Source organism: Gilliamella apis (assembly GCF_002142155.1).
Taxonomy (GTDB): Bacteria; Pseudomonadota; Gammaproteobacteria; order Enterobacterales; family Orbaceae; genus Gilliamella; species Gilliamella apis.
On the sequence record NZ_NASD01000010.1, the window covers coordinates 1 to 20,042 of the forward strand.

The window sequence follows — 20,042 nt, forward strand, 5'->3', positions numbered from 1 at the left end:
ATGATTTTATTTATTAATCTATTAAATATCATGTTAATAAAAATATAATTATCTACAGTTTTTTATGATCAAAAAATATTCATTATTTTATATTTAATCAGCATAAGATTTAAATTACAAATCAAAAATATTTATTTTTTGTTTAGTATATTGAACATTTATAAAAAATGATGTAAATTTTGTTACAGATAAAAAACAAAAAGGAGGCGGTATGGATGGTTTCAATTATTTAAAAGCAGCCATAAAACGCAAAAAATTATCATTACAGACTGTTGCTGATGCTTGTCAGATGACTAAAGGTTATTTGAGTCAATTGATCAATGATAAAATTAAAAATCCAAGCGCACAGAAATTACAATCACTTCATCATTATTTGCAAATAGACTTAGCTAGCAAAAATAAAAAAGTTGGAGTGATTTTTGGAAAATTTTATCCATTGCATACTGGTCATATTTATTTGATTCAACGTGCAATTAGCCAAGTTGATGAACTTTATATTATTCTTTGTTCCGATACTATCCGGGATATGGCGTTATTTGAAGAAAGTGCTATGTCACGCCAACCAACGATCAATGATAGGATTCGTTGGTTGTTACAAACATTCAAATATCAAAAAAATATCCATATTGAACTTTTAGAAGAAGATGGTATTCCGGCTTATCCAAATGGTTGGAATGAATGGAGTGATAGAGTCAAAAAATTATTTAAAGAAAAAGGCATTAATCCTAGTTGCGTCTATTCAAGTGAACCACAAGATGTAGCCATGTATAAAGATTTATTCGATTTAGACACAGTACTTATCGATCCTACTCGGCAATTTATGCAAGTCAGTGGTACTCAAATTCGTCAAGCCCCATTAAAAAATTGGCAATATATACCAACAGAAGTGAGACCATTTTTTGTGAGAACGGTAGCTATTCTTGGTGGTGAATCAAGCGGTAAATCGACACTAGTAAATAAATTAGCCAATATGTTTAATACCACTAGTGCTTGGGAATATGGCCGTGATTATGTATTTTCTCACCTTGGTGGCGATGAACGAGCATTGCAATATGCTGACTATGATAAAATTGCATTAGGGCATGCTCAATATATTGATTTCGCAATAAAACATGCTAACAAAGTGTCATTTATTGATACCGATTTTATTACCACTCAAGCGTTTTGTAAAAAATATGAAGGTAAAGAACATCCTTTTTTACAAGCTATGATCAATAATTATCGATTCGATCTAGTTATCTTATTAGGTAATAACACACCGTGGGTTGCTGATGGATTAAGAAGTTTAGGTAGTCCAAAACAGCGAAAAGATTTTCAACAATTGCTGATTTCATTGTTAGAAAAAAACCATATCAAATACATCCAAATTGATTCACCCGATTATGAAGAACGCTATTTGCGAAGTATCGAATTAGTCAATCAACTTATTAATGATGAAGAGTAATGATTATGAATAAATTAAGCCATTTTGTCATAGCTATTGGCCGCAATAAATTTTATCCATTGTTTTGTATTATTTGTGTCACCGGAGCATATATATATACGGATCCAATTAATGATTTCAATATACGCTATGCAGTATCATACGCTGGCGCATTTTTAGGATTGTTATGTGTAATCTTATTAGCTAAACGCAAAAATTTAGGTAATGTGCTTGGTATGCTAGCAGTAATCGCTGAATGTTGTGCAAATTTCCTTGGTGGCAATATTGGAGCAGGTTTACCAACGTTTTACTATTTTGGCTCACATATTTATGGCATATTAACTTGGCAAAAAAATCTAGATAATAATAAAAGCGTTAAAGTTCGTACTTTAAATGAAAACGCCTTTTTATATGCGTTAATATTCCTCATTGCGGCTGCTTTTTTCAATATTTATTTAACTAATGAAATCGGCGCAATAAATACCTCCTACCAACTTATTACTAACTGCTTTATATTCGGTCTAGGCGTAGTTGCTCAACTTTTATTAATGATGAGATATGCTTTCAATTGGTATTTATGGGTCTTATTAAATGTATTAGTTATTAGTTTAAATATTTATACTGACAATATTGTTATCGCAACTCAGTATTTAATTTATCTGTTTAATGCAGTATACGGTATTTGTGAGTGGAAACTTTCCGAACAAAAAGAAAAAGAGAAGAAAAATTAATTTTCGATAAATGAAAGAGAATAGTTAAATAGAAAAAGGAGCAAATAATCAAATTATTCGCTCCTTTTTCATTATTCTATATCACCATCAATAAGCGGAACAAATTTCACTTCACCTATATTCTGAGTAATAAAATTATCACCATCTCGCTCAATTAATTGTAACGTTTGCTGGTTTTTACCTACAGGTAACACTAGCCGCCCTTTGTCGGCTAGTTGTGTCAGCAGACTAGAAGGTACTTCGGTTGCTGCTGCAGTTACAATTATGCCATCAAATGGCCCACGTTCTGGCCAACCTTGCCAACCATTACCATGCCGAGTTGAAATATTATGGATATCAAGTAACTTTAATCGTCGTTTGGTATTCCATTGTAAGCTTTTTATTCTTTCTACTGAAAAAACATGATTAACTAGTTTGGCTAAAACTGCTGTTTGATATCCTGAACCGGTACCAATTTCAAGTACCCTAGCATTAGGCGTTAAGTTTAATAGTTCGGTCATTTTAGCAACAATATAAGGTTGAGAAATAGTTTGACCACTACCAATAGGTAACGAGCGATCATCATAAGCTTGATGTGAAAGCGCTTCATCAACAAAATTTTCACGTGGTATTGAAGCTATAGCATCTAAAACACGATCATCTTTTATGCCCTGCTGACGCAATAAGTCAATCAACTGCTGCCTTTTTAAACTTTGCATTTAAGTTACTCATTTCCAATAATCAATTCACGTAATACACTTGTTGCATAACAACCCGAAGGTAAATAAAAACTGATGTCCAAGTTATTTTCATCTCGCCATTGCCACTCTAGTTGCTCAGGACGTAACAATATTGAGCGTCGCATCGTTTCAACCCGTTCCTTTCTAAATAACTCAGTAAAACAAGACCAATTTTCCAAACAACTTTGTTCAAATGTTAAAGCAATAGATTCAGTACCTAATCCTGAATCCCCCACCAAAGGAGCGGTAATATTAATCTCACCATTTTGTAAACGTTGTTGTAAAAGTGATAATTCCTCTGTTTTAGACAAAAACCAACTATTACTTTTTGATAATTGTAATATATCCCCATCAACAACTGTTTGCTGAATCTGGCGTTGAATCCTTTGACTGACTATATCATTAAAAATAGCACTACGTGCAGCAGAAAGATAAAAACTTCGTTTTTTACGGTCTTTAACTGAAATTTCACCATTAGCCCACTTTATTGCTTGATAAATATTATTTTGCTCACGTCCAAATCGTTGTTCGCCAAAATAATTAGGAACACCATGCTGTTTAATTAACTCTAATTTTGATTCGACTTCTTGTTGACCAGTCAAATTTCTTAAAACAATTTTAAATCGGTTACCTTTTAAAGCCCCTATTTTCAGTTTTTTATTATGCCGAGTAACCTGCAATATTTGACAACCAGTTAAATCAAATTGTGAAAAATCTGGGGTATCTTGCCCTGGCATATGCAAACTAAACCATTGTTGGGTAACAGCTTGGCGATCTTTAAGACCTGCATAACTGACATTTTTCGCTGAAATGCCAACATATTTAGCTAACTGTTCAGCCACAAAGACCGTATTACAATCTTTCTTTTCGAGATAAACTAAAACATGTTCACCTTCACCAGTTAAATCAAAACCTAGTTCTTCGATAACAATAAAATCTTCATATTGTTGCTTATATAAACCATGGCTTGTTGGTTTACCATAAAAATAATTGAGCTCTGCTAACACGTAATCGCCTATTGTCTAATTTATCTCTATTTCTTTGCTAATAACACTACTGCTTCACAAGCTATACCCTCTTTACGGCCAGTAAAACCTAATTGTTCAGTCGTCGTTGCTTTGACACTAATCTGATCAAAATGAACTTGCAAATCTTCAGCAATATTAACCCGCATTTGATCGACATGAGGTCTCATTTTAGGTTCTTGTGCAATAATAGTAGTATCTAAATTAATTAATTTATAACCTTTAGATTGGATAATACCATACACTTCTTTCAATAATAATCGGCTATCTATACCTTTGTATTTAGGATCTGTATCTGGAAATAATTTACCAATGTCTCCTAAAGCCAATGCACCAATTAATGCATCAGTAATAGCATGTAATACCACATCACCATCAGAATGAGCAACAAGACCAAACTGATAAGGGATTTTCACTCCAGCTAATGTAATTGGCCCTTCACCACCAAATTTATGGACATCAAACCCATGACCGATTCGCATAATCTACCTATATTAATTTTGATTAGTTAAATAAAATGATGCTAAGTTTAAATCTTCTGGTCGAGTAATTTTTATATTATCTCGACGACATTCCACCAATAATGGATGACCACCACAATACTCTATAGCCGATGCTTCATCAGTAATTGCAATGTTATTTTTTAAGGCTTTACTTAAACATGTTTTAAGTTCACCAGCATTAAATAATTGCGGCGTAGCAGCTCCCCATAAATAAGTTCGATCGATAGAGTGATCAATAACAGTTTGATTATCTCTATAAGCTTGTTTAATCGTATCACTTAGTGGTGTTGCTAATATTCCACCCTTATTTTCGTGTAATACTCGATTAATTAATTTTGTAATATCTTCATGAGTAACACATGGCCTTGCGGCATCATGAACTAAGGCCCATTGGTTATCATTAACTAAATTTAAACCTGCTAAAACAGAATCAGCTCGAGTTTCACCACCATAAGCCACTTTAACATTATCTTGCGATGCGAGTTCAAGTGTATTAAAAAATTTATCCTCAGGACTGATGACCACCACTACACAGGAAATATTGGGATGAGTTAACAATTTTTGTATAGTATGTTCCAATATTGTCATTGGACCAATTTTTAGATATTGTTTAGGTAATTGGCTTTTCATGCGACAACCCACTCCTGCAGCAGGAACGATTGCGATAATATCACTATTATTTGTCACGTAATACCTTATTGTTTTGCTTTAGAATCAATAATTATTCGATAAAAATACTCATTGGCTTTAACCATGCCTAAATGACTGCGCGCTCTTTCTTCAATCGCTTCATAGCCTTTTTGCAAATCGTCAACTTCCGCAAACATCTGTTCGTTACGTGCTTTCAACATATCATTCTCTCGATGCAGATTCTGTAACATTTGCACATTTTCTTGATAATCATAAATGTTATTCTTCCCATACCACAATGAGTACTGTAAATAACCCAGCACTAGTAGTAATAAAAATGGAATTTTCCACCTAATCATAAGTTTAATTTATCTCTTAACTTAAATACATTTAACAGGTTTTGGTAAGCCTGCTAGTTTAGTTGCTTGTTTAGCTGGACCATCAGGAAATAACTTATATAAATACCTACTATTGCCCTTTTCTGGACCAAATTTTTTTTCCATTGCTTTAACCAATGCACGAATTGCCGGTGAAGTTTTATATTCTAAGTAAAAATCACGAACAAATAAAATCACTTCCCAGTGAGCATCAGTTAACTCTATAGATTCTAAAGTAGCTAATTCAGGTACTAAATCAACAGTCCAATCCTGCCAATTTTTTAAATACCCTTTATCATCAGTGTCTATTTGATTTAACATTTTTCAAAACATAACTTAATATTTGTTGCGTATTATACTCGATTAATAAGATTGCAACACTAGTTTTGGCGAGTAAACAATCTAGTTTTGTTGAATTTCGCCCGAATTTGGCGAAAATTAAAGCAGTCGATAAAAAATATTAAATTTACTATTTACAAACAAGTCCGTCTCCTTTAATATTCACAGCCATTGCGGAAGTGTGGCTGAGCGGTTGAAAGCACCGGTCTTGAAAACCGGCGAGGGGCGACCCTCCCAGAGTTCGAATCTCTGCGCTTCCGCCATCTTCTTTAAATATTATCTAAAAATCAAAAAGTTGAAATGGAATTTTTTTCAGTCTGCCATCTAGTATACCACTTTAGTTAAATAATCTTACAATCTTAAATAAGTTCTCATCTGCCAATATTTTAAGCCAATACGCACTAACTTATGGCTAAAACGGCTAAATTAGCCGAATTAGCAAAAAAATAATGAAATTTTTTTAAATTTAAAACACTAATTAAAAAAGTAAGTTTAGAGTAAAGCCTAACTCCTTTTTTATTCGGAATTTTATTGGTTTTTATTTAGCAATACATGTAATTTGTTATGTTGAGCGTAAAACTCTAAGTAATCAGCCACTTCATGCTTATCTGGATACCCTTTTTGATCACCAGTCATAATTAAACCTGTTAGTTGATTCATTGCTCTTGGTGTAAACAACAGCATACTATCTGGTCGTCTACGCCAGACGTCTCCTATACGTTCATCTCTTTCTAATATAAGAACAGTAATATTTTTTTAGTCAGAAATGATGCTAAACACAGTCGTAAGTCATGAATTATATCCTTTAATAGATATATGTTGGGTGAGCATATATCTATTCAATGGTTATTTAATTGAATAAACTAGCTATATTAAATCTCTCATTCTTTTTTTTAAATGAAAATAATTGTCAAAGAATAAATAACTATTTGAAATATAGAGAGTTAAATAAATGAATAATTTTTTTTTATAAAATGAAGTCAGCTTATTTGTTCAAGACAATATTACTCACCCATTTATATAATGCCATTAACTTTTCACAATCTAATAACCAAACAAGAGATGGAGTAACATAATGGAAAATAATAAGGAAGTGGCTATGTCTGTGAATTTTTTACTCGGTTGTGGGAGTAATTATATTATGGGTCAAACTCTAGTTATTGATGGTGGAATGTTTGCTTAATGAAACAGCATTTTGTGATGCTATTCATAGAAGCAATGATTAAAATAAAAAATGTAAATGGAGTGTACGATGGAAAACAACACCGATGGCCGACAATTCAATGGTTTAACACGATATAAAAAATTGATTATTTTATCTGTTATTTTCCTGGTTTCAGGGATAGGATACTTCATTTTTTGGTACATGTTTTCTCGGTTTACAGAATCTACAGATAATGCGTATGTTATGGGAAATCAAATTCCAATTCATACTCAAATAAGCGGAGGAATCTCCTCCATTTACGTTGATGATAATGACTTTGTGAGAAAAAAAGATGTTATCGCTCAATTAGAATCAATTGATGCTGAAAATAATTTTAGTTATGCAAAAAATGAATTAGCCAAGGTAATAAGAGAAATTCAACAGATCAAACTGACAACTGAAAAATTGTCAGCAAGTATTCAATTAAAGCAAGCGACATTAGATAAATTAGAAAAAGATTTAGCTCGGAGAGAAGGCCTTTGGTCTCGTAATGCTATTTCAAAAGAAGAAATAGAGCATGCTAGGCAAGATGTATTAATTGCGTTAAATGACTTAAAAATTTCCAAGCAAGAGTTAGAAATTAATAATGCCCTATTAATGCAGAATTCATTATTAGAACAACCACGTATTCAGCAAGCCATTTCTAAACTAAAGGAAGCTTGGCTTAACTTAAAACGAGTAACAATTGTTTCCCCTGTCACTGGATATGTTTCGAGGCGCCAAGTCCAAGTTGGAACACAGGTTAATAGAGGAGAACGATTATTAGTTATTGTTCCTTTGGATCAAGTTTGGGTAGAAGCTAACTTTAAAGAAGTTCAATTAAAACACATTCGAATAGGACAAAAAGTTAAGTTAACTAGTGATTTTTATGGAGATGATATTAAATTCGACGGGGTGATTACAGGAATTGCTATGGGAACGGGAAGTGCATTTTCGTTATTACCAGCACAAAATGCAACAGGAAATTGGATTAAAGTAGTTCAGCGTTTACCTGTTCGTATTGAATTGAATAAAGAGCAAATTAAGGAATATCCATTACGGGTAGGGTTATCTATGTATGTAACAGTGGATACCAGTGATGTAAGTGGAAAATTACTTACTGATATTTCACCTCAAGAAATTAAATATCAAACAGATGTACTTGCTTACGACTTAGATGAATTCGAGCAACTAGTACGAGAAATTATGCAAAATAACTTAATTTTAGAGAGTAATATTCAGTGAATCATAAAATGTCACCATTATATCTATCAGGTGCAAAATTAATTGGGCTTATTGTTGCATTGGCAACAGTGGCCTTCTTACAAATTTTAGATTTAACAATTGCCAATGTAGCACTCTCTACTATTGCTGGAAACCTAGGAACATCAAGTAGCCAAGCAACATGGGTAATTACATCATTTGCCGTATCCAATGCCATTTCAATTCCTATATCTGGATGGCTAGCTAAGTACTTTGGAGAAGTTAAATTATTTTTGTTTTCAATTTTGTTGTTTGTATTTGCTTCTTGGTTATGTGGTGTCTCCAACAGCCTTGAAATGTTAATTATTTCACGAGTACTACAAGGTGCGGTTTCTGGACCAATTATTCCTCTTTCTCAAAGCTTATTATTAGCTAACTCTCCAGATTCCAAAAAAAATATGTCTTTAGCAATATGGTCGATGACTATTATTATTGCTCCCGTCTGCGGACCTATTTTGGGTGGATGGATAAGTGACAATTTATTTTGGGGCTGGATTTTTTTACTAAATGTGCCAATTGGTCTAATAGCTTGGATAAGTACTAAAATATTATTAAAAGGACGAGAAACAGAAATAAGTAAATCTCGAATAGATACTATCGGGCTTGCTTTATTAATATTTGGTGTTGGTAGTTTACAGCTTATTTTAGATAGAGGGAAAGAACTGGATTGGTTTAATTCATCTGAAATTATTATTTTATCTGTGATAGCGTTAGTAACACTATCTTTTTTTGTTCTTTGGGAAATGACATCGAATCATCCTATTGTTGATCTATCTTTATTTAAATCAAGAAATTTTACAGTAGGGACAATTTGCATAAGTTTGGCATTTTTGCTACATATAGGCACATTAGTTATGCAACCACAGCTATTACAACGAGTTTTTGGTTATACTGCAACGTGGGCAGGATTAGCATTGTCTCCCATCGGTTTAGTTCCTATTGTTCTTGCTCCAATAGTCGGTCGTTTTGTTCCTTATTTAGATATGAGGAAGCTTGTGACTTTTGGTTTCATTGTTTTTGCTTTGTGCTTTTTTTGGAGAGCTTACTCATTTGAGCCTAATATGGATTTTTCGAGTTCTGCATGGCCCCAATTCTTTCAAGGATTTGCGATAGCCTGCTTTGTTATGCCTTTGAATATAATAATTTTAACTGATATACCTTCGCACAAGTTAGCGGCTGCAGGAAGTTTATTTAATTTTTTTAGAACATTATCTACTTCCATTGGTACTTCTTTAACAAATTCATTATGGGAACATCGCGAAGCAATTCATCACAACCAACTAACTGATCTAATGAATCAAAATATACAAACGCTAGAATACACATATCAGCAGTTTCAGTTGCAAGGTTTTTCTGAAACTCAAGCTTCGGCAAAACTAGCACAAAATATTACTAATCAGGGGCTGGTAATCGCAACCAACGAAATTTTTTGGCTATATGGAATTATTTTTCTACTATTAATCATAGTTGTTTGGTTTGCAAAATCAACCATTACATCAAAGAATGAAATAGAAAAATAGTTGGTTATATAAGTACGTAAGTCATAACAAGATTATAATATTTCGAAAAATAAAAATGAACTTCAAAAACTTTATTGATCGGATTACCTACATGTAATGTACATGTTTTTTTCTTTGTTTATACCTATGCAAAAAATATCTTCATATGAAAGTGTAATACCAGTTTAGCTAAACGCCTTATATAAACGCTCTTGGGCTGAAAATACTAAAGTAATGTAATGTGTTATGTCCATTATCATGTCACTGGGAGTAGGGCATTTTAGGATCGTTTGACTTAAATCAATTGCTTTTTGAGTGGACATTATTTTTTCTATATCAACTCCTATGCTTTGAACCTCATTTGAGTGTTTTATTGTAACCGCAGTTACAAAATTATTAGAGTGAAATATTGAACCAGCTATGTTTTTAGGTCATAAAACGGCTCCGTTGGAACTTTTTAGTCTCCAGTAATATTCTCCCTCGCGCAATAAGTTTTCTAATGCCATAGCAGAACACACTCTACCAGCTAAGAACTCTATTTTTCTTCTTACTGGAAAGTATTGAATATCTTTTTTTAATTTTAATGGTAAATCATCAAAATTATTAATATTAAAATTATCTACTGAAAAATGGCCAAAAGATTGCGAAATATTTTGCGATCCTATAATAAAGTTTTTGGTGATAGGTTTAAAATAGCCAAAAATACGTTTGTATTGTTCTTGATTAACTTTATATATGATATGTGTTATCCTTTAGTTAGTTTAAGTTAATCGAATTACGTATATATATAGTCTTTAAATATGGTTTATGTTACTGTTTTTAATGACAAGGATGTTTATTTAGCAAGGATAAAATATCATGTTAGACAATGATTTGTTAGTTAAAGTGCACCGACAAAATTTATCTACATTGCTTTTCATAAACAATATCACGACGGATTGGCATCGTCACCCTTCTCTTCAATTGACAATATCATTGCACAATATGTCTTTTGAGCTAGAAACACCAGATGAAAAAAAAGATGTGTTTGGTTTTATTATTCAATCAAATGTTCCCCATAAACTGAGCGCACCAGATGTCTGTTGTATTAATTTGCTTATTGACCCAGAAAACCCCTATTATCACTTATTATCGCATTTTACTGAAACTAATCCTGTTTATTTTCTTACTAAAGAAGAAGCATTAAAAATTGCCAGTTATTTTATGAAATCTGTTACTGTTAGCCAACCATTTGAACTTTATCACGTCTATAAGTTATTATGTGAGTCAGATCCTAATTGTTCATGTGATCAAGATAACCGCATTAATAAAGCAGTCTCTATTATTTCATCATTACCTATAAAGCAAATTTCATCGAGGGAAATCGCCGAAAAAATACACCTTTCTGAAAGTCGCTTTCTTCATCTTTTTCGTTCTGAGTTGGGTATTAATTTTAGGGGTTATCTATTGTGGAAAAGATTACAGGATGTAATTGATACACTCGACTCCCCTACAACACTGACAAAATTAGCCAATGATATGGGATTTTCTGATTCGGCTCATTTTAGTAGAACATGTTTATCTAGTTTGGGGCTGAGACCATCACAACTCAAACGAGCTTTAATAATTGATAATAAAGACACTATATGCGGAAAACATTACTGTTTGTACAGCGTATTTCAGGCATTACATACCTAAAATACACTGTATTATCGTTTATATACTACTAACTGAATATAAGATTCTTCGTTTCAGAAATATTGACCAAAGATTGCATTTGATTAATCGCAATACCATTAAGTGGTATCAAGCATTCGCAAGCACTTATACCTTGATGAATTAAGACTGAGTTAATACTTTGCAGATTAGATAAAATGACTAATTGCTCTTTTGAATCATTATGTAAACAATTAACAATGCATCCGAATATGGAAAAAAATACACTTGATAAATATTGAAGATAGTATGTTACATTTTCATATTGAGTACAAAACTAGAGGAACACCTATTCCTCATACACATCGTTATTATGATAAAAAATTAAATTTAATCAATATACGTTGAACCGAGAATATAACTATATAAAAAATATATATTTGCAAGTATTCTATCTGGAATTTTTTGGTAAAGAAATAACTGATTTCAGGATAAGTCATTTTCATTGTAATGTTACTTATTTTTTCTGCCCTGTAGTATCACTTCACCATTTATTTGTAAAAATAATTGAGGAGTGTATACCGTCACATTAATATTTGGGTGATTAATAACCTGTTCTCGTTTGGATGATTATGGATAGAGGAGTTAGCTATGCTTAAGGCTCATTTTAACTAAAACTATTACCTAAATAGGCATACTACTACAAAAGTATAACATCCTACTTAGGCATTAAAATTGATAATGCACTATAAATAAGTATATAAATATAGATTTAATAGTGCTGTAACAATCTTTGATTAAAGGTTAATATTCAAAGCTTCTTGTAACTGTTTTGCTTTCGCAACTGCTGTTGACTTTAATTTTGATGAAGCTATTTCGTGCAGACCTTCCCATTTAGCATCTTTGATGTAACCACGCAATGCAGCTTCTTTCAAATAAGCGGCATACTGTAAAGATATGTCTAAAATACGATTTGTCCAGACTGGTATTTTTTCCCCTCGACTAACAAGATTACCAACAAAACGAACACATTCAATTAAAATAGGCCAAAGTAGCGGTAAAAATTTAATTTCTTTTTCTAGTGACCTAATAAGTTTTGCAGGACTTACAATGGGATTTTTTAAAAATAGTAAAATTGCTCTACGAACAGTTTCTTCATCAATGCGACTCGTTAAAACATAATTTTCAGCAAAATAGGCACCCTCGCCATCTTGAGCGAGAAGTCCAATAACAATTATTAATAAAGTATTCGATAATGCTGGTATTTCTGTACTAGACAATGGGCCATCTTCATTTTTTAACCAATTTCGATATTTGCTCACCAGTAAGGCTTTTTTATCATTATCCCAATGCAAATAAACACTTTCTTGGCTATCTGTTGTAAATTTAGGGTGTTCCATGGGAGCCGGATATGCTTGACATTGCCCTTCTATTTCTAAATCAAAAAACCAATTTGTTTTTACTATATGAAAAACACGGTCATTAATATCTGGTAGTTTCAATGTAAAAATGAAAGCGGAATTAGATTTGCTTTGCTCAAATAAATCAATTGAGATAATAGCGCCATCATCAAGTACCGGAATGTTTCTTTCTTTTTTAGGCCAAATTTTATCAAAATCAGTTATATTAACTTCATTAGAATTTTTTGATTTAACAGACTTAATGTCTGGTAATTGGGTAATAATATATTTTGCTACACTGATTGCCCGTGAACTACCTGTTTTTTCAGCTAAAGCTCTCAAACCTAAAAGATCCAGTTGGTTTGGCGACGCAAGTCCATTGGTAACTGCAAACTGAACTTCGGGTAAAAATTCTGCCATAGCATCTACAATTTCATCAGTTCCTATTAGCAATCTCGGCGCTTTTAAAGACGCTAAAATTAATTCATCTAAAATTGGCCATACAACTGATAAAAGTCCTTGATGTGCAATATTTGACAATGTTGCAACTAAACTCACTAATTTAGAAGGAGTGTTATTTATCCAGTCTAGTAAGAAAACATCAGCAATTCCTGGTATAAGTAAACCTCTTTCCCATGCCTCATTCACGGCTAAGGCTATATCAGCTATAGCACGGGGTGATGCTGAACGCTGTGCAGCGAGAATATTCATTGCAACACCAGCAGTTAACGGTATTTGTCTCTTAGCAATTTGCCTAAAAATGAGACCCTTGACATGTTCCGTTTCATTGAAACAAGAAACACTCAGTCGTATAGCAGCATCACCCCAGAGCGGAAACACAGAAAATGCACTAGTAGTCAAATCACCTAAAGAATCAAACCTTTTAGGAAAGTATTGTAATGATGGGGTGGTTGGAATTTTTATATCCCAAAAATATTCCTCATTATAATCTAATAAAACTTCTTTTACTGGGCAATCAAGATAAGCTAAAACCATGTCACCAGCGTTAACAGGAATTTTTTTACCTGATTGTAAAATGACATCAACCTTTAACGTTTTTAATAAGTTTAAATTTTTACTACTTTGTGTTTTGGTATCCAAACGAGTTAAAGCTAAAAATATATCCGCTTCAAGTGCATGAATTTTATTTTTCTGATATTTTTCTAGTCGCTTACAAAGATCATCTACTGTAATTGAAAGATCACTCTTACTAGGAGTTGATAAAATACAAGGCAATTGATCTAAATTTTTGCACACTACATAATTACGAGCATGCAATACTTCATGTACCATATCTTTCTGATCTGCTCCCCAATAGCCTTCAGGTTCGATTCCTTTCACCCAACAAGCAATCAAATTAAGTAGTACATCAACAGATGTTGGTTTCACCCCCGCCAAACTTGTTCGAGCCGATTGAGGATCGTTATAAGCGATCTTATTTGCAACAGCTAAAAATCTTTCAGCAACAGTATCACAAACAAACTCTCTTCGACTAACCAGTTCACTGGCAAGCTCTGTTAGTGCTTGAGGTGTAACTTTTCCCCAATCAAATTGAGGACATGTCCACAAAGATGGTGTTTTTTGCCAAAGATATTTAATGTCCTGTGTATGACTTTCTTCAATTTGTGCATAATTGAGTTGCCAATGGTTAGCCAATTGACGAGCTAGCTTTGCAATAGATTTATCTTTATCGTCACACCATATCGCCAGCCATGGTGTGAGTTGCGCTACATCACTAGCGGCTTTTCTTGTCATTGCTGTTTTTAAAACTAACTGTTTTGTTGATTTAACCTTTGCTGAGAATGAAGCTATCATTACCTCATTTAAAAGTTCATCATCAACATTCTTTATCAATATAGGCGCAATTTTTGCAATTACATCTGATTCACCTTTGGCAAGTAAAGGAATCAAAACAGCTGTTCTTTCATATAACGTTGTAGTACTTATCCCTAACTCCTCTATTGCACTAACCCAAACCTTTCTATCCCCAGGTCGACTGGCAACATCTAACGCAAAAAAGATAAACTCTATGGCGTCTTGTTTTGAGAGCCAACCTTGTTTAACACCTTCGATAAATACAGAAAAGAATGGTCCAGTTGCAGGTACATTGACGGCAATCCCTATTTTAATATGCTCAGAAAATCTGCGTTTTATTTGTTCTTGTATTGGTAACTCTTGAGTCGATACTGCTCTAGAATAGTCTTCAGCAGGTAATCCCATAGACAAAGCAGCATAAACAGCCCAATCTTTCATATATTCGTAGCTTTCAGGAATAGCTAAATTTAACTGATCAACAAGTTGAACGGCAATATCACCAAATACACTTGAAGAGTGTTCAAATACTCTTCTTCTGGATACGCAAGCTTTGCTGATAAAGTTAGTCGCATATTTTTCACCTTTATCCTTAATAATAGGCAGTAATAAGGGCCTATCAGCAAAATAAGCAAACTCTAGAGCACGGGTGATAGAAACGCCAATCCTAATAGCATACAATGTGATATGTTTGAGATTGCATTCAATATATCCTTCATTGCTGTAATCGCTGTTTGCCTCTCTTTTAATAAGACGCTCCCAGTCTCCATTTTTTAGACCATTCAGCGCTATTTTTTGTTGTTCTTTTGTGCCTAGTGGTTGCTGTAATATGGTATCTATAGTTACTTTTTCCCATCCCAAAGAGTTAAAAATAGCAACGGCTTCTTCAAGCTTAGAGTTCATAAATACCTTCCTTGATTTGTACAGCTAAAACGTGCTTACAAGGGCCTTTTTTCTGTTGATTTTTAAGATACCAAGTACATGTACATTGTGGATTGCAATTCAGTTGATTTGTAGGAATAGACACTCGATAACAATCATCTGTAGAATTGACCATCCATGTCATCTCATCAATTTTTTCGATCCGATCAACTAATTTATGCGCACCAATAAGACGTGGATTATCTTTTAAAACTCGGTTCGGATCTTCTGGTAACTCACGATGAAAATAAGAACCTTCATATGCATCAAACCCAAGTTTTCCAGAAACGGCAAGATAAGCAAGTGCGCGCTCAATACGATAAGCCTCTAATGCTGAAGCATTTGACAATTGTTCTTTATTAATAAGCGCATCAAACTGTAAAAGATCATTCACTATTTTTGAATCTTCTTGTTCTACTGATGAAACTAAAGAGGTTAACAATGCTCCTTCACCAGAATATCCTTGCCATGTTTCAGCTGTTAAGCTAAGTGTTAAACGAGCACCCAAAAGGCTTACTTCAATCATGCATGGCCCCTGCTCGTTATTTTGCAAACAGTAAAAGGTTAAACTTTTAATATTCGTTATTAGGCGCTTAAGTGCATTGAGACGATGCAAGCCAGATATATAAACACTATGCGTATCGCTTCTAGACATTAATTTAATACCTGAACGCGATAATACAAGCCAACCAGATTGATTTTTACTCGTTACATTAGGTAGAGTACTCACAAACATTTGTGCTTGAGGTCCTTTTATTGTAAAAACTGGCTTCATGTTTTTATGAATTTCAGCGATATTGCCTAAAGCTCTTATCCACCGATTAGGCATTTGAACAGGCCGTTGTAAAATGATTTTTGCTAACCCATTGAGATGATTGCCTTTATCCTCTATATACCGTGTTGCTAACCCTTGATCACCTATATTTAAATGAAGTCTGTCTTTACTATTAACCTTAGCAAGAGCTTGTCTTAAACCAATACCAATATCAACATTAGTAGTACCTCGATGAATCTCTCCATCAAGGCCGTCTCTTAATAAATCTAAACGTGCATATACCCCATTACAGGCAGAAAAACACTCTGCTCTTACACGGTCACCTTGCGCTGAAAGTACCGGATCTTTTTGAAACTCAGGCTTATACTGGCAATAGTTCGTAGAGGTAATGTCTGCTAATGCAAGCAAGCCTCTTGCAATAATTTGAGGGTAAAGAGCAAAACCAGAAAAAAATACCGGATGATGAACAATACCTGTTGGCGTCAAAGCAGGCGAAAGCGCTAAAGCTAGTGCTCCATCAGTAAAATTTGATTGCTGAAAAAAAGCTCGCACGGTTTTTCCTAAATAAAAAATTTAAACAAATACTAAAATAGAACCAATGCTACATATGATATCTTTTAAGATTATATAGTTTATTGATAATTAGTTTATCAAAAACCAACAAAAAAGTGAGTTTTTTTAAAGGTAAACATTGCTTTTAGCATCTATTTATTAGAAGATTATTTATATTAGAGTTTTTATGAAAAATATCTGTTTTTAACTCTTATCTACCAATTTTATTGGCAATATTGAACGCCAAATATTTGTACAATAACAAAATTAAAATACAATAAACAACAATCTTTACTGAAATGCATACTTAGATTATTTGTTGCATATAAAAATATAGGAATAGAACACATGAAAGAACTATTAAAAAAAATCACTATATTATCTTTGTTGTTTGCAGCCCCATTATTTGCCAACCCAACTACTGAAAACATATCCATATTTAAAAAACAGAAGGAAGTTTTAAATGATGGAATAGAATATTTAACTTACTCAGCAGATATTGATGATGGTCGCTTTGTATTTATTGTTAATAATTATTCTAATAAAAACGATTATTCCAGAGAAGCGGTTGCGAGATATATCGTCGGTAACAATATTTATCGTGTAGTTTTAGTTGAGTTTTGTGTCGACGAAACTGATCTATGTGGTGAATTACCTACATTATTAACCCCGGTAGAAAAATTTGCTGATACTTTCTATCATGGTGAAGATCCTACAAATTACATTTGGAAGATCACTTACGTCAAAAATGATAAATTAGTCACTATTGAAGAATTTGCTACAATACCTAAAGTAGGTGATTTAAATGATTTTGTTGGTAAAATTCCGTCAGAGGAAGATGAAGAGGAAGGTATGGACTCTTCTATAAAGTATAATGAACAAGATATTAATTATAAACCATACATTCTAGATTGGGGCTATGGACCAAAAGTCAAACCATAATATAGAAAGATAATTTCATTTTAAACTTGTTCAAATGTATCAACAAGGTAAACTTTCTTACTATTTTATTTTTATGATATCTTTTTTTAAATAGTATAAAAAATGCAAACAATTGTTTGCATTTTGTTAGTTTATAGTTGATAACTACCATTTATAGTTAAGCGTTCCTACCACACTGCGTTCCGCACCGTAATAACACCAATAACTACAACCTGATACATATTTTTTGTCGGTTAAATTAGTTGCATTAACTTGTACTGACCATGATTTATTAAACTGATATTTAACCATTGCATCCCATAAGGTATAACTAGGTACACTTTCATTTGGATAATAGACTTCATCAACAGTTTTACCAATATAACGAAGCCCTGATCCAACAGTTAACCCATCAAGCTGACCATCAAATTTATAATTTACCCAAGCTGAAGCAGAATGTTTTGGAATTAATGAACTACGTGTTGTCAATGAAGCTGTTTGATCTGTTTTAGCATGAGTATAAGTATAAGCAAAATCCATATCTATACTTTTAGTAATATCAGCCTTTATTTGTAACTCTACACCTTTACTGCGTGCTTCTAATGTTTGTGATGCTTGCCCTGTCCCATTAGAAACAAATGAATTCTGAGATTTAATATCAAAATAGGCCAGAGTAAATGTACCATTTAACCAATCAGGCTCATACTTACCCCCTACTTCCCACTGTTTTGCTTCATAAGGTCGATACATTGTTTTGTTGACACTATCATAGCCATACACTGGCAAAAATGATTCTGAATAATTTATATAAGGTGCAATATTGTTATCGAAAATATACATTAAACCAGCATTATAGGCATTATGGTTATAATCACGATTAAAATCAGAACCACTCCAGTATCCATCATTTTTTATTTTGCTATGACGGATACCTTGATTGAAAATCAGTTTATTATCAAAAGTCAGTTGATTTTGTACATATGCACCTAATTCTTGTGCTTTTAATTTAAAAGGTGAATAACTACCTGTAATATTTGAATGAGTTAATCTTGGTTTAAAACGATTCACTGTACTAGCGCTGCCACTAAAATTATTTCCACTCATATTGGTATTTAAATAATCAATTCCAATTAATAATGTGTCTCGCCAATTTCCATATTCAAAATCTTTAGAAAGGCGATTATCAATTGTGTGAGTATTGTTAATACCTATTTGAGAATATGCAAAACGTGAATAATTTTTTCCATCAACTGTTGGTGTGAAATCCATACCATAAACACCTGATAAATCTAAATCTTGATGAGCATATTTATAGTTTTGCGTAAAAACAAGTCCATTATTGAATTGATGTCTAAATTCATAACCGACCGTTTCTGATTTACGATTAAAATTATCAAAATCTTTATCACCGTAATAAGTATCCCTTGCCACTTTCCCATATTTAGAATGAAATAGCGTGCCATAAGCAGGGAAAAATCCATTTTCAGGAATGCCAAAATCACGTTGGAAACTTGATAATAAAGTTAAAGAAGTTAGTTCATTTATGTCCCATGTTAAACTCGGTGCAAAATAATAATGCTTTAATCCAGTTTTGGTTTGTTGTCCATTTTCATCTCGATAGGCACCCACTAATCGATATCGTACATCATCAGTTAATATACCACTATAATCTCCATTTATTCCTACTTGTGCATGTGTTCCATAAAACACATTAACTTCACCAGCTGGAGCCTTTTTGGGACGTTTGGATATCATATTGACGGTACCGCCAGGTTTAGATGAACCATATAGTTGAGAACTTGCGCCCTTTAATACTTCTATTTTTTCCAGTCCGAAAATTTCAGGTGTTGAACCAAAATAACTATAAGTAAATTGAGGCATACCGTCTAAAGTAAATGAAACATCTAATCCTCTAATTTTTAACCAATTTGTGCGGCCATCATGACCATATGAACTATTTAATACGCCAGAAGTATAAGATAGTGCTTCGTCGACTTTTTTATAGTCTTTATCTTTAATCTGCTTTTCATCAATAGAATCTGTCGATTGAGTATCATAAAATTTGACCGTGCCTGTTTTGGCCATTGAACCAACAACTTCCATTGTATCAGTTGTTTCAGCATATGCGATGATAGGTAAAACAGATAATATAGAACAAACTAAAATACGTTTTTTAGGTTTAAAATGAGTTGAATAACTCATAGTTTTCTCCTTTTTGGTTATGAACTGAGCTCGTGAAATTGATCATTGAACTCCTCAATAATGCCATCAGTATGCTCAAAATATTGTTATCATGACTAATAGCAAAAATAGTATGACCATATGGTTTAAAAG

General features: G+C 33.0%; 16 protein-coding genes and 1 tRNA gene. 7 read left to right on the forward strand and 10 right to left on the reverse strand.

The genetic code is table 11. The features are described 5' to 3' along the window. Window positions 1-211 precede the first annotated feature (211 nt). Both nadR and pnuC read left to right on the forward strand, forming a co-directional pair. Window positions 212-1,444: a multifunctional transcriptional regulator/nicotinamide-nucleotide adenylyltransferase/ribosylnicotinamide kinase NadR gene (gene nadR / locus B6C84_RS06065; RefSeq protein WP_034902156.1), complete on the forward strand. Its 1,233-nt coding sequence runs from the start codon at window positions 212-214 to the stop codon at window positions 1,442-1,444. A gap of 5 nt (window positions 1,445-1,449) precedes the next feature. After that, on the forward strand, window positions 1,450-2,154 hold the full coding sequence (gene pnuC / locus B6C84_RS06070; RefSeq protein WP_065614590.1) for a nicotinamide riboside transporter PnuC: 705 nt from the start codon (window positions 1,450-1,452) through the stop codon (window positions 2,152-2,154). Window positions 2,155-2,225: 71 nt separating this feature from the next. Here pnuC and B6C84_RS06075 read toward each other — a convergent pair whose 3' ends face one another. The 6 genes from B6C84_RS06075 to B6C84_RS06100 are packed head-to-tail and all read right to left on the reverse strand — an operon-like array spanning window position 2,226 to window position 5,729. After that, the gene (locus tag B6C84_RS06075) at window positions 2,226-2,852 is read right to left on the reverse strand and encodes a protein-L-isoaspartate(D-aspartate) O-methyltransferase (protein WP_086354103.1); all 627 of its coding nucleotides are present in this window, start codon (window positions 2,850-2,852) and stop codon (window positions 2,226-2,228) included. 5 nt (window positions 2,853-2,857) lie between these two features. Beyond that, window positions 2,858-3,880 (reverse strand): tRNA pseudouridine(13) synthase TruD, encoded by a 1,023-nt coding sequence (gene truD / locus B6C84_RS06080; protein WP_086354104.1) that lies wholly within the window; start codon window positions 3,878-3,880, stop codon window positions 2,858-2,860. Window positions 3,881-3,906: 26 nt separating this feature from the next. Beyond that, entirely contained in the window at window positions 3,907-4,380 is a 474-nt protein-coding gene (gene ispF, locus B6C84_RS06085) for a 2-C-methyl-D-erythritol 2,4-cyclodiphosphate synthase (RefSeq protein ID WP_065614554.1), read from the reverse strand. Between the two features lie 12 nt (window positions 4,381-4,392). Further along, window positions 4,393-5,088, reverse strand: coding sequence for a 2-C-methyl-D-erythritol 4-phosphate cytidylyltransferase (gene ispD, locus B6C84_RS06090; RefSeq protein WP_244893529.1), 696 nt, complete (start codon window positions 5,086-5,088; stop codon window positions 4,393-4,395). A gap of 8 nt (window positions 5,089-5,096) precedes the next feature. Further along, window positions 5,097-5,390 carry a cell division protein FtsB gene (gene ftsB, locus B6C84_RS06095; protein WP_065614553.1) on the reverse strand — a complete coding sequence of 98 codons (294 nt, stop codon included), beginning with the start codon at window positions 5,388-5,390 and terminating at the stop codon, window positions 5,097-5,099. Between the two features lie 21 nt (window positions 5,391-5,411). Next, entirely contained in the window at window positions 5,412-5,729 is a 318-nt protein-coding gene (locus tag B6C84_RS06100; protein WP_034902173.1) for a TusE/DsrC/DsvC family sulfur relay protein, read from the reverse strand. A gap of 193 nt (window positions 5,730-5,922) precedes the next feature. On the opposite strand from B6C84_RS06100, the gene B6C84_RS06105 reads away from it, so the two are divergent. Continuing rightward, window positions 5,923-6,010: transfer RNA gene (locus B6C84_RS06105), tRNA-Ser, on the forward strand. A gap of 265 nt (window positions 6,011-6,275) precedes the next feature. Here the strand turns inward: B6C84_RS06105 and B6C84_RS11560 are convergent. Further along, a complete protein-coding gene (locus tag B6C84_RS11560; RefSeq protein WP_165755147.1) occupies window positions 6,276-6,431 on the reverse strand; it encodes a hypothetical protein in 156 nt (51 codons plus the stop codon). 568 nt (window positions 6,432-6,999) lie between these two features. On the opposite strand from B6C84_RS11560, the gene B6C84_RS06110 reads away from it, so the two are divergent. The 3 genes from B6C84_RS06110 to B6C84_RS06120 all read left to right on the forward strand — a co-directional run bounded on the left by B6C84_RS06110 (window position 7,000) and on the right by B6C84_RS06120 (window position 11,369). Then, entirely contained in the window at window positions 7,000-8,175 is a 1,176-nt protein-coding gene (locus tag B6C84_RS06110) for an HlyD/EmrA/EmrK family protein (RefSeq protein ID WP_081300046.1), read from the forward strand. 8 nt (window positions 8,176-8,183) lie between these two features. Then, window positions 8,184-9,713 (forward strand): DHA2 family efflux MFS transporter permease subunit, encoded by a 1,530-nt coding sequence (locus B6C84_RS06115; protein ID WP_086354105.1) that lies wholly within the window; start codon window positions 8,184-8,186, stop codon window positions 9,711-9,713. 837 nt (window positions 9,714-10,550) lie between these two features. Continuing rightward, window positions 10,551-11,369, forward strand: coding sequence for a helix-turn-helix domain-containing protein (locus B6C84_RS06120; RefSeq protein ID WP_086354106.1), 819 nt, complete (start codon window positions 10,551-10,553; stop codon window positions 11,367-11,369). 755 nt (window positions 11,370-12,124) lie between these two features. On the opposite strand, the gene B6C84_RS06125 is transcribed toward B6C84_RS06120, so the two are convergent. Further along, the gene (locus tag B6C84_RS06125) at window positions 12,125-15,442 is read right to left on the reverse strand and encodes a FimB/Mfa2 family fimbrial subunit (RefSeq protein ID WP_086354107.1); all 3,318 of its coding nucleotides are present in this window, start codon (window positions 15,440-15,442) and stop codon (window positions 12,125-12,127) included. Then, a complete protein-coding gene (locus B6C84_RS06130; RefSeq protein WP_086354108.1) occupies window positions 15,432-16,787 on the reverse strand; it encodes an SWIM zinc finger family protein in 1,356 nt (451 codons plus the stop codon). Before B6C84_RS06130 ends, B6C84_RS06125 begins: the two co-directional genes overlap by 11 nt. 348 nt (window positions 16,788-17,135) lie before the next feature. Here B6C84_RS06130 and B6C84_RS06135 point away from each other — a divergent pair, with 348 nt between their 5' ends. After that, entirely contained in the window at window positions 17,136-17,729 is a 594-nt protein-coding gene (locus tag B6C84_RS06135; protein ID WP_086320570.1) for a hypothetical protein, read from the forward strand. A 144-nt stretch (window positions 17,730-17,873) separates the two neighbouring features. Here the strand turns inward: B6C84_RS06135 and B6C84_RS06140 are convergent, their stop codons facing one another. After that, complete coding sequence (locus B6C84_RS06140; protein WP_086320571.1) at window positions 17,874-19,910, reverse strand: TonB-dependent siderophore receptor; 2,037 nt, start codon at window positions 19,908-19,910, stop codon at window positions 17,874-17,876. Window positions 19,911-20,042: the final 132 nt, after the last annotated feature.